The 11,875-nt window shown below is 42.8% G+C and carries 7 protein-coding genes and 2 pseudogenes; 3 read left to right on the top strand and 6 right to left on the bottom strand.

Annotation, left to right across the window (positions count from 1 at the left end; translation table 11 throughout):
• The 5 genes and pseudogenes from tnpA to istA all read right to left on the bottom strand — a co-directional run.
• Positions 1-137: IS66 family insertion sequence element accessory protein TnpA (gene tnpA / locus AB4161_RS21705; RefSeq protein WP_408068886.1), on the bottom strand; the 137-nt coding region annotated here is incomplete at its 3' end.
• Positions 138-307: 170 nt separating this feature from the next.
• Positions 308-676 (bottom strand): BRCT domain-containing protein, encoded by a 369-nt coding sequence (locus AB4161_RS21700; protein WP_102449814.1) that lies wholly within the window; start codon positions 674-676, stop codon positions 308-310.
• Complete coding sequence (locus AB4161_RS21695; RefSeq protein WP_102449815.1) at positions 677-901, bottom strand: hypothetical protein; 225 nt, start codon at positions 899-901, stop codon at positions 677-679.
• Between the two features lie 488 nt (positions 902-1,389).
• Positions 1,390-1,985 (bottom strand): annotated as a pseudogene (locus AB4161_RS21690) (ATP-binding protein).
• 11 nt (positions 1,986-1,996) lie between these two features.
• Positions 1,997-3,529 (bottom strand): IS21 family transposase, encoded by a 1,533-nt coding sequence (gene istA, locus AB4161_RS21685; RefSeq protein ID WP_372084272.1) that lies wholly within the window; start codon positions 3,527-3,529, stop codon positions 1,997-1,999.
• Between the two features lie 780 nt (positions 3,530-4,309).
• Between istA and AB4161_RS21680 the strand changes: the two are divergent.
• Positions 4,310-4,691 (top strand): annotated as a pseudogene (locus AB4161_RS21680) (regulator).
• A gap of 59 nt (positions 4,692-4,750) precedes the next feature.
• Here AB4161_RS21680 and AB4161_RS21675 read toward each other — a convergent pair.
• On the bottom strand, positions 4,751-7,081 hold the full coding sequence (locus AB4161_RS21675; protein WP_372084271.1) for an NB-ARC domain-containing protein: 2,331 nt from the start codon (positions 7,079-7,081) through the stop codon (positions 4,751-4,753).
• A gap of 1,080 nt (positions 7,082-8,161) precedes the next feature.
• Between AB4161_RS21675 and ltrA (AB4161_RS21670) the strand changes: the two genes are divergently transcribed.
• Together ltrA (AB4161_RS21670) and ltrA (AB4161_RS21665) are read left to right on the top strand one after the other, a co-directional pair.
• Positions 8,162-9,634 carry a group II intron reverse transcriptase/maturase gene (ltrA, locus tag AB4161_RS21670; RefSeq protein WP_096036791.1) on the top strand — a complete coding sequence of 491 codons (1,473 nt, stop codon included), beginning with the start codon at positions 8,162-8,164 and terminating at the stop codon, positions 9,632-9,634.
• Between the two features lie 461 nt (positions 9,635-10,095).
• Positions 10,096-11,568, top strand: a complete 1,473-nt coding sequence (gene ltrA, locus AB4161_RS21665) for a group II intron reverse transcriptase/maturase (protein WP_029626754.1) — start codon at positions 10,096-10,098, stop codon at positions 11,566-11,568.
• Positions 11,569-11,875 lie beyond the last annotated feature (307 nt).

Genomic DNA, 11,875 nt, shown 5'->3' with positions numbered 1-11,875 from the left:
TGGAGTTGACGCCGTTTGGCGAAGAACGTGGATAAACTCAGTCCATGCTCTTCACAAAAAGCGCGTTGGGTAACACTGCTACTTTCATATCGTTCAAACAGTGATTGCCATTCTAGGTTGGTGCGTCGTTTTGCCATTTCAACTCTCCTTTGGGTTGGAGAGATGATCTTATTCTTCGTGCTGAAGGATTAGAATGCGGTGTTCATGGCACGCTTACGATGAGTAGCATCGCACTAGCAAAAGTATTGGTTTAGGTGCACTAAGTTACGTTACGTTAAATTGCAGCCTTGAGACCTATTGGGTCACATTAAAGATGCTCAATTTCACCAGTCGTAACTAAAGTGGAAAATTGATCTGCTGTTAAAAACTGAACCCCTTGCAACTCAGCTTTTTCAATTTTTTGGGGACCTGCGCTAATCCCGCCGACTAAAAAGTCCAGTTTTTTCGTCACAGACTTTACGACATTAAAATTATGCTGTGATGCCAGTTCGATTAAGCTTTCCTTTTCAGAAACTCCAAAACCTGTAAAACAAACTTGTAGACGCTCGTCCTTAACTTTTTTAGCTCTAAGCGAGTAAATCAGTGCCCATGCATCAGAATCTGATAATTGCTCAACTTCTTTTTGAGTTAAATCTGTTTTAGATAGCAATATCATTGTTGGTTTTTTACTAGCCATTTAATTACCTATTTTTTTCGTTCTACTACTTACTGGTTGACCTATGGGTGTATATGGAACCGTATCAGGAATTGTTTTGAGTTTAAGTTCAGCTACATAATCAGAATCAGTAAGGTAGTTTACACCTAATACCTCACATCCCTCGACAGACTCACCAATCCTAGGAACCACATCTAACTCAATATCATTCTCATTACTCAATGTACTAATTACTTTAAACTTCATAGATACAACTCCCTTTTAATCAAAAAATGGCTTAACGAAAAGCACTAAATCGATATCATAACAGAGATTTAAAGTTCGAGTTTTTAGCTAAAAATCTGGTGGTTATTATTCCTATTATGTTCAATCGCGCACCTACAACGAAGAACGGCTCCCTATTGGGAGCCGATTTTGTATCTAAATCTGGGTTCGCACTAAGTGTCGTTACGTTAAATAAGCAACGCTATAAAACGGACAAACAAATCCCAAGCAGCTCGCATATATCCATCATCATAATAAATCCCTCTCAATTATTTAGTATTTCATAAAAAAAACAGAGTAGGGTGTTTTTATGTACTCGACCATTTAAGGTTCAATAAAAGAAGAGATGATCACACAATCAAGGTGAAATTTTAAAATCATTGCAACAATTTGCGTATTTCGGTGATTGCGATCGCTCGTTTCGGTTTATTCCGATCACTTGATCCTGCCGTTTTTCTCTCTTCCTATTTTTACTCTAAGTGATCGGATTGCGCCAGTTTTCTCATCGACTCACCTCCTAGTTCTATTCGATGACTATTGTGTACCAGCCGATCCATTAGAGCGTCTGCGACAGTGGCGTTACCGATCATGTTGTACCACTCCTTTACAGGTAACTGACTGATGACGATCGTGCTGCTGTTTTGGTAACGATCTTCAAGCACTTCTAATAAGTGACCTGCATGCTCTTGGGTTAGCTTTTCCATCCCCCAGTCGTCGAGGATTAGTAGAGCTTTCTTAGCCAACGATTGAAGTTGCTTTTGATAGCTACCATCCAGACGACCTGCGGTCAGGTCATCAAGCAGGCGAGTTAATCGGTAGTATCTGACCGTGTGTTGTTGGTCGCAGGCACTGGTTGCCAGTGAGCATCCACTCTCAGTTTGGCTTGTCGTTTTAAGCGTTGGATTTTTGTCTGATTGCGATTCAAGATTTCACTTTCCAGAAGTAGGCTTAGCCTTTCCTCGAAGTCCAGCTCTGCGTAGGTGCTCAGTTGTTCTTGTTGCTGCTCTAACGCTTTCACTGCATGGCTCAAGCGGAGGGTTTTGAGTTGGTCGTTCAGTGCGTTCATTTGTATTTCTCCTAGTGATAACAGTTCGGGCCACGGACATTGCTATGAACAAGGTTCGGCGTGCTCGTGTTGTCTTTGCTCAGTTGTCCTTCACTATTGTTCTTCAGCAGATTGTTGATGAAGGTGTAGTTCGGTTTTGTCAGCATCAGCGCATCTTTACAGGCTTGCTCTAAGCGCGACTCGCCATGCGCTTTACTCAGATTGAGCAGCCCAAGACAGGAGCGATACGACTGCTCTGGATGAGGCTTGGAGTAGAGCATCTTATTGACGACTTCTCGTGTGGCTGGGCCGATATTGGCTCCCCAGTTGAGCAGGCGTCCAGGCGACCACTTCTGATGTTGATGATTACTCGGCATGTGCTCTGGTTGGGTGCTGTTTCCGCGCTCTCTTTGGCTGCGTGGATGCTGGGCTACCAAGTTACCTTGATGGTAGATCTGCACCAGACGGTTGGAGGCTTCCAGTTCGACATGGTGACCAACAAGTTGATGTGGCACCGAGTAGTAGTGGCGGCGATATTCGATGTGATAATCAGGCCCAACCTTGGCTCGCTTGGTTTCGGTATAGAGGTATCGCTGCTTAGGTAGCGGCTTTAACGCTGGCTTATCGAGTTTGTCGAACAGCGCTTTGCGGCTCGCACCATACTGTTTCATCTCACGTTCGTTTAAGTCATTCATAAGCTCACGGATGGCAAGGTTCAGCTCTTTGAAGGTATGGAAGGTTTGATGTCGTAGTCGCATCATGATCCAGCGTTCCACTAGGAGCACGGCATTCTCTGCCTTGGCTTTGTCTTTCGGTTTGTAAGGGCGAGCTGGCATCACTGCGGTTTGATAGTGATTCGCCAGTTTTTGATAACTGTCGTTAAGTCTCGGCTCATAACGATTGGCTTTGGTGACCGCGCTACGTAGATTATCGGGAACCAAGAGCTGTGGTACACCACCGAAGTGCTCGAACGCATTGGCATGCGCCTCTAACCAGTAAGACTTACCTTGACTCGGAAAGGCTTCAACATAGGTGTAATTGGACGCACCTAAGGTCGCCACGAACACTTCTGCTTCGCGCACTTCACCTGTATCAGGGTTGACCACTTGAAGCCGAGGCCCACAGTAATCGATAAACAGCTTGTCACCTGCCACATGGAGCTGGCGCATGCTGCGCTTTTGGGTTTTGAACCAACGAGTGAAGTGCTCGCAGAACTGAGTGTAAGCGTAAGCTTGTTCTTGATATTGCTCATGGTATTCCTGCCACAACAACATCTTTGTCATACCTTTACGTCTGAGTTCGACTGCGTATTGAGTGAAGTCTGGCATGACTTTATCGCGACTGGCTTTCTTGCCGTGATACAGCGCTTGCGTGAGATCAGCATCGCTGCAACTTTCGGGTAGAGGCCAGCCAAGTTGGCTTTGTTTAAAGCGAGTAAGGAGTTCCGATATGGTGGACGGGCCGAGTTTCAGGCAAGAAGCGATACCACGATTGGAGAGACCGCAGTCGTACTTAAGGCGTAATACCTCTTTGATTTTGTTCATTGGAGTTCTCTTTTTGGCCATTGTCGCTTCCTTACGTTCTTGTTTAAGAAGTAAAGAATAGCGAGCTATTGATTTAAAAGAGAAAAAGGAAGGATTTCGGGCATTCCGATCGCGGTTTTCGCTATTCCGATCACCGATTTCGGAGTTAGGCTAAAAGTGATCGGATAATCGCGGAATCAGTGATCGGTTTAAACCGAAATGGGTGATCGGATAATCCCGAAATGACTGATCGGAATGCTCCGAAATATGCAAACAATTACCGACCATAAGAGGTGTTCATTATTCCTATTATGTAAAACAGGCGAGTTAGCTACCAAAAATACGCCTCGGAGCCCCTCAAACGCTCTTAGCGAAAATTTGGGACACTTGATCAAGGCGATATGCTTCCATAACGCCTTGTAAGTTTGTGACGCTTTAAGAGTGGTTTGTAGAGCAAAATTCATTGAGTTTCTTTGAACTAAGAACTGCACTCTGATACCCATTTTTAGTTCTTTATGAGTTTGGGTTTCAGATTGGCTCTGTTAGGTCAAAAAATAATCGACTGTGATTGTGGACTTTTTAGCGAAACCAATTTTGGGGCATTTTCGAGCTAGAAAATACTGTGCGTTAAAATTCAGGTTGTGACGATTTTGGACATAAATGTGTTTCAGGAATTCTAACATTAGCGATTAATGAATAACTTTTTATAAGGCAAATTTGCCAATTAGTACGCCTTCGTACAGTGCGCACTTTGTCTGATTATGTTTAATGGTGCATATATCCTCAATTCACTGCAACCTCTTGGATTTAGAGGTTTTATCATTGAAGTATCGCGAAATGAGTAAGAATTACATTTTTCGAGAGTTAGAGTGCCAAATGACGAAGTTGCTGAACTGTGTTTTAAAACTGTGATAACCGTCACGGGTTGGGCGAGGGAAAACCAATACCGCCGGAGTGTAAAAGGCTCATGAGAATGTCCAAGGGAAGGGAATTAGGTTCGACATCGGATTGGAAGCACTTTAAATTCCACTACAACAAACTCGAGTTGCCAACCGGGCTGCTGGTTACGGCACAGCAAGTACTGTTAGCAATGGCATTGCTTGAGGTGAAGTCTGAAGTTGAGTTGAAAACTACTTCAAAGGTTATTAGGTATACTCGTAGTATTGCGAATATATTGAGTAGAACTGAAAGCAGGAAGTACTAAAAGAAAACAGCTCACCACTAAATCAATAGGTGAGCTGTATACAATGTTAATAGAGAAGCTTAATAGGTCGACTCTCGTTCCAACCAATGGCCGAATGCTTCCATTTTAGACCTATTATGAGCCGAGCAGCAGCGCTGTACTTTAGAGAATGTATAACGAGCTTTCTTTAGTTTTTGTCGCATGTACTTATCTTTAAACTGATCAGGAAGTAGCTCAAAAAGCTCCATCATAGATTCCAGTGAGGTTAAGGAATCATCAAAGTTACCCTCTGATGCACTTAAATCAGCTTTACGATAATGTACTTGAATCTGTGTATCTAAGAACATTTTGTTATTGTGGCTAGACTTATCCAAAATTCTATCTTCGATGCCTATCAATATTTGGTCAGTAGTTGAATACTCGCCTTTAAACATGTGAGCTCTAGCAAGTATCAAGGCAATATCAATGCTCTCTGAGTCTAGCTTATTTGCCTTGATTAGGTGGGGGAGCGCGTCATCAAGGTTATCCTCTGACTGTAATAAAAACTTACCAAACCAGTAGTGTAGTTGAGGCACTTCGGGAGCGAGAAGTATTGATAGCTCAAATTGCTTTCTTGCATCGGTTAAATTACCTTGCTTTTCATGGAATTGAGCTGAAACGCGTGCAGCTTCGAAATAGTCAGGGGACATTCTCTTCGACTCTTCAAGCAGTTCGAATGCTTTGTCGTATTTTTGTTGTTTCGCGTAACTTTGAGCATCAGTGAGCATTTTCGCAATAACTCGATCTGCTTTATCACGGAACTTGATGTTATTTGGGTTGTAGTTGTTTGCGGTCTTACATTTCATTTGATGTTCGAAGATCGAATTCAGCTTATTTCGCTTATGCTTAATTTGACGTTGGAAGCTACTTGAGGGTTTGTGATATTTACCCAAATATTCTCTTGCTAACTCGGACATTTGATATGTGGTTTTTACGCTAGAACCTTTAGCTATTGATGACTGAGTTAACATATTAGTTGCCATCAACTCTTGAATCGCTCTTTGTACATCTAACGATACAAAATCAGTAAGATATGCCAGCTCAGGAATATCTTTCAATCCTGGAGCACATTGCATTGAATCTGTTAACTTAATAGCGTCATCACTTAGGTATTTGTAAACGTTCGACATACAGAATTCTAAGAACAAGTCTGAGTTTTGCAAAACAGATTCTGGAGACAAACCTGTTTGAATAGAACTGACGAACCATTTTATATAGCTTGGATTACGATGCATTCTATTTACGTACTTAATTAGCGTAGCCTGAGGAAGTGCTGAAAGGCTATCAACGCTTCTTAATTTAGCTAAAGTTCGCAGAAGCTGTGATGCGTAAGTCTCTGCTATACCTTGTAGTTTTACAGGGAATTCAAATGCGCCTAAGCCGATACGAGACGTAATGATAATTTTGCTTCCTTGAGGCAAGGAGCCAATGAAATTGCGAATGTTGTCATCTAGAATCGTTTCCAAGTTATCGATAAACAAGGCGATTTTAAATGTCGCTAGATAATCTATGATTTCATCAAATGTTTCTTGTTGAGATAGGCCATCACCGACGAGCTCATTACCAATCTCTCGGAGAATACCTAGAGAGTCACTAATTGCATCTTTAAACTCTATTATTTCGCTAACGGTAATTTGGGAAGTTTTTGAAGAAACCCAAATAACAGCATCAAATGGTGAATTCTCATCTTCTAAAAGGTCGTACGCAACTTTCAGTGCTAGTGCAGATTTACCGACGCCACCTTCACCAACGATTGAAATAACAGGAAAGCTGCCAAGACAAAGTTTCTTAACTTTGTCGACTTCTTCATCTCGGCCTATTAGACCTGTCTCATCAAAGTCTGGTAGTGGTAAGTTATGCTTCTTGAGAGAGCCTTGCTCAATAAGAGGCATATCTAATGCAAGAACAAAACTAGGTTCTTCTTGTAAACGTGTAAGTGTAGTTTTCGTATTCTCCCAAAGAGTTTCATCTTCTTTGACTAGCTCTTCACATAGAACCGAGACATATGGTAAGTCTTGAAAGTTAAGAGGCCTAATGTGCATAACTCTATTTCGGATAGGTATCAGGTGCTCAAAGCGCGTACTTTTCTTCTTAATTAGGCTAACAATATGCTGTGGAATATCCGATTTGTTTGCGTTAATTGTTTGAAAGGTATCTCCCAAGTCGAAAAATTCGACTAGGTCGTCTACCGAACCATCAAATTCATTCTTCTGAATACCGATATCTTTACATAGTCGCTCAATTGAGCGCTCTCTAAGTTCTGGGTTAATCTTTCCTACGCTATTTATGTGGTTAGAAATGATTTTACGTAGATCGTGTTCGAGTGAGCTAACTAAGGCATACACGGTCATACGAGTTAAGTTAAAAGCCATTTTATCTCCGAGCTATCTTGTTGATAGTTTTGTATTTTATTGTGAGAATAGACCTGGATACAATGCGCCATTCTTTTTGCGTTAGCAAGCATATATGATGCATGTGCGACGTCATCGTCTGTTTTTAAATAGTCCAGAAAAGCTTAGAGTTAGGTCGAATCTACCCCCGTGATACAACACGGGGATTCACAACGAACAGCATTAGAAAAATGGATAACTTTTAGTAGGGCAAAAGCTCATGAACAGGATGCGAATGAGTAAAAGTTCTAAGCAACTTTGGGGCGTGCGACGTGAAGTCGTATGAAGCGCTGTTCACCGCTAAACGAGTGAACCATCTGTATCACCAGATGAACCTAGGAGCCTGAATAAAGTAGCGGCTTTGACAATGTAACGAAGGTTGGTATTTTCCAATCGGGATTGAAATCGTGAGAGGACGATCCTCCTGATAACCACAACATCGGGTGAGTGCTAGGTAGTCAGCATGATGAACATAAGTGAATCCGCGTAGTGCGACATGAAGTCGTATGAATCGTTGTTCGCCACGAAAAGAGCGAACCATTTGTATCACCAAATGACCCTATGGCTCTGAATAAAGAAGCGAGCCTGACAATGTAACAAAGTCTATCGAAATAGGCGGGAACTGAATCGTGAGAGGAAGCTCCTCCTGATAACCACATAAATCGGGTAAGTGCTAGGGAGTCAGTATGATGAACAGAAGTGAATCCACGTCAGATGCGTAATTTCACAAGCAGCGGAAGTGGTTTAAACGCTGTAGCTAAACAAGCACCGAGAGTAGGAAAGAAGTTTGCGCGTATTCTTTCGTGATCGAAATGCTCTCCGCATTATAGTGGGCATCTAACCTGACACTGCGAGACATACGGAACATGGTAAGCCTGTATCGCTCCCTCTGGGAAAGCCTATGTGGCCGATAGTGATGCAGGTAGAGGACGTTGGAAAAAGCGAACGCTGCATTGTAATGATGCAGATACAGGCTTATGCCTGATCACGAAAGTGAGCCTACTTCCGACGGGTCTCTCGTTGCGAGAGAGTTTGAAGAACTTTATTAAGGAAGAAAAGCAAATGATGATTTCGAACGAAATTAGTGCATCTTCTGACAGTGCACAATGGCAAGCCATTAACTGGAAGGCTGTGGAGGCACGTGTCTTAAAGCTTCAAATGCGTATCGCAAAGGCAACTAGAGAAGGAAAACATGGTAAAGCAAAAGCCTTACAGTGGATACTAACTCATTCTCGCTCAGCAAAACTTTTTGCTATTAAGCGAGTATCTCAAAACAAAGGTAGTAAAACGCCTGGAATAGATGGCGTGATCTGGAATACAGATGCACGTCGCATGAAAGCAGTGAATCAATTGAGTCGGAAAGCCTACCAAGCTAAACCACTCAGGCGGATCTACATCCCGAAAAAGAACGGTAAACTTCGACCACTTGGCATTCCTTGTATGATTGATAGAGCACAACAAGCGCTCCATCTTCTTGCATTGGAGCCTATCTCTGAAACAACTTCAGACCTCAATAGCTACGGCTTTAGACCAAACCGCAGCACTGCGGATGCAATAGCACAGTGCTTTATATGTTTGGCTCAAAAGAAATCGGCTAAATGGGTTCTTGAAGGAGATATTAAATCTTGTTTTGACAAAATCGGACATCAATGGCTTCTTGATAACATCGCTGTAGACAAGCGCATGTTGGAACAATGGCTGAAGTCTGGTTTTATAGACAAGGGGTTGTTTTATCGTACTGACGAGGGTACGCCGCAAGGTGGAATAATATCTCCAACCTTGATGTTATTGACTCTCGCAGGGCTTGAACAACAAATAAAGTCCATGGCTCTTAAAAAGAAAGCAAGAGCTAACTTTATTGGATACGCCGATGACTTCGTTGTTACTTGTACATCAAAGGATGTATTAGAGAACGATATCAAGCCATTGATTGCTGATTTCCTAATAGAAAGGGGTCTAACACTCTCCGAAGAGAAAACACGTATCATTCATATTGATGACGGATTTGATTTTCTAGGGTTTAACCACAGGAAATACGGAGGGAAGCTACTCATAAAGCCGAGTAAAACCAACGTACTGTCATTCTTAAGTAACTTACGTAATCTCATCAAAACTCACGCAACAATCCCAGTAAATAACCTTATCAAAATGATAAACCCTAAAATACGGGGATGGGCGAATTACTATCGCCATTGTGTTGCCAAACGAGTATTCGGATATGTCGGACACCAACTATTCCAAGCATTATGGCTCTGGGCTGTTAGGCGTCACCCAACTAAATCTAAAAGGTGGGTCACCCAAAAGTACTTCATCAACCGAAAAGGTCAGTGGCAATTTCACGGTTGGCAGAAGATCATGAATATGGATTGTCAGTTCAATCTGTTTCAAATAGCCAAGATGCCGATCGAGAGACATGTGAAAATCAAGAGTGATGCAACACCTTTTGATCCTCAATTCCAAGAATACTTGGCAAAGAGAAAGTCAAAGAGGCAATACCGAAACTCTTGGCATGAACCTACTCTCACTGCTTTATAAGTTGCTGGGTGCCAATTGAGCGCCTTTGTGGAGGCTTGAGCCGTATGCAGTGAAAGTTGCACGTACGGTTCTTAGGGAGACGGCACTTGGCAACAAGTGTCGTCCACCCGACAGGTGCGTTATGTTGTGAAACAGCGGAAGTGGTTAATACGCTGTAGCCAAAAGGCACGAGAGTCGGAAAGAGATTGCCCCATGCTCTTTCGTGATCATTGAACTCTCCGCACCATAGCGGGCATCTAAACTGACATTGCGTGACATACGGAACACGGTAAGCCTGTATCACTCCCTACGGGAAAGCCTCTGTGGCCGATAGTGATGCGGGTAGAGGAGGTTGGAAAAAGCAAAGGCTGCATTGTAATGACGCAGATACAGGTTTGTGCCTGATCACGAAAGTGAGCCCACTTCCAACTGGTCTCTCGTTGCGAGAGAGTTTGAAGAACTTTATTAAGGAAGAAAAGCAAATGACGATTTCGAATGAGATTAGTGCATCTTCTGACAGTGCACTGTGGCAATCCATTAACTGGAAGGCCGTAGAGGCGAACGTCTTAAAGCTTCAAATGCGTATCGCAAAGGCAACTAGAGACGGTAAACACGGCAAAGCAAAAGCATTGCAGTGGATACTGACTCACTCTCGCTCAGCAAAACTTCTTGCTGTTAAGCGAGTTTCTCAAAATAAAGGCAGTAAAACGCCTGGAATAGACGGCGTTGTCTGGAACACAGACACGCGTCGTATGAAAGCAGTAAATCAACTGAGTCGGAAAGCTTATCAAGCGAAACCACTCAGGCGTATCTATATCCCCAAAAAGAATGGCAAGCTTCGACCTCTGGGCATCCCATGCATGATAGACAGAGCACAACAAGCGCTACACCTATTATCGCTAGAACCCATATCAGAAACAACTGCCGACCCGAATAGTTATGGCTTTAGAGCAAACCGTAGCACGGCTGACGCTGTCGACCAGTGCTTCAAGTGTTTGGCTTTAAAGAAATCGGCTAAATGGGTTCTTGAAGGAGATATTAAAGCTTGCTTCGACAAAATCGGGCATCAATGGCTTATGGATAACATCGCCATCGATAAACGGATGTTGGAGCAATGGCTAAAGTCAGGCTTTGTAGACAAAGGGCTGTTTTACGACACCGACGAAGGCACTCCTCAAGGCGGAATTATATCCCCCACCTTGATGTTGATGACGTTATCGGGTCTCGAACAGCGCATTAAGTCTACCGCGCTTAAGAAAGGAGCAAGAGCTAACTTTATTGGATATGCCGACGATTTCGTCGTCACTTGCGCTTCAAAGGAAGTGCTCGAGAACGATATCAAACCGTTGATTGCTGATTTCTTAGCGGAAAGAGGCTTAACATTATCCGAAGAGAAAACGCACATTACTCATATCAACGATGGCTTTGATTTTCTTGGGTTCAACCATAGGAAGTACAAAGGGAAACTGCTCATCAAGCCGAGTAAATCCAATACGTTGATGTTCTTAAGCAATCTGCGTGAACTCATCAAAAAGCACGTAACCCTTCCAGTGAATGATCTTATCAAACTGATAAATCCTAAACTCAGGGGATGGTCGAACTATTATCGGCACTGCGTAGCTAAACAGGTATTCGGATATGTAGGTCACAAGTTATTCCATACGTTATGGCACTGGGCTAAAAGGCGTCATCCAACAAAGTCTAAAACTTGGATTGCCCTAAAATACTTCATCAACCGAAAAGGCCAATGGCAGTTTCACGGTTGGCAGAAGATCATGGATATGGATTGCCAGTTCAATCTCTTCCAAATAGCCAAAGTGCCAATAGAAAGGCATGTGAAAATCCGAAGTGCAGCGACACCCTTTGACCCTCTTTACCAAGAATACTTGGTAAAGAGAAAATCTAAAAGGCTAGCTCGTAACTCTTGGAACGAACCTGCTTCGACTGCTTTATAAGTTGCTGGGTATCAAACGATGCCTTCGTGGAGGCTTGAGCCTAGTGCAGTGAAAGTTGCACGCTGGGTTCTTAGGGAGACGGCACTTGGTAACAAGTGTCGTCCACCCGACAAAAGTTTGCTACAACAAAAGACAGACTACGACAAAAAGCATCTAAAAGTTTCTAACTTTATTGTTACTTCTTGCTTTAAGTTGGCCTATTGAGTGAAATTGAGTTTTGATCTTTATTGTCAAATCTTTGCTATAGCGTCACGTAGCAATCAGCTCTGCGTAACAGAAAAGTTTCAATCTTTGTTGTTCACCGACA

The sequence above is a fragment of the Vibrio sp. 10N.286.51.E5 genome (assembly GCF_041469125.1).
In the GTDB taxonomy this organism is placed as follows: Bacteria; Pseudomonadota; Gammaproteobacteria; order Enterobacterales; family Vibrionaceae; genus Vibrio; species Vibrio crassostreae_C.
Note: the sequence above shows the minus strand (reverse complement) of the source record. Positions and strands in the feature narration are given on the sequence as shown.

What these genes read in the sequence shown, in the direction of transcription:
- AB4161_RS21700 (WP_102449814.1), bottom strand. Translation starts at nt 676, where the DNA reads ATGGCTAGTAAAAAACCAACAATGATATTGCTATCTAAAACAGATTTA.
- AB4161_RS21695 (WP_102449815.1), bottom strand. Translation starts at nt 901, where the DNA reads ATGAAGTTTAAAGTAATTAGTACATTGAGTAATGAGAATGATATTGAG.
- istA (WP_372084272.1), bottom strand. Translation starts at nt 3,529, where the DNA reads ATGGCCAAAAAGAGAACTCCAATGAACAAAATCAAAGAGGTATTACGC.
- AB4161_RS21675 (WP_372084271.1), bottom strand. Translation starts at nt 7,081, where the DNA reads ATGGCTTTTAACTTAACTCGTATGACCGTGTATGCCTTAGTTAGCTCA.
- ltrA (WP_096036791.1), top strand. Translation starts at nt 8,162, where the DNA reads ATGATGATTTCGAACGAAATTAGTGCATCTTCTGACAGTGCACAATGG.
- ltrA (WP_029626754.1), top strand. Translation starts at nt 10,096, where the DNA reads ATGACGATTTCGAATGAGATTAGTGCATCTTCTGACAGTGCACTGTGG.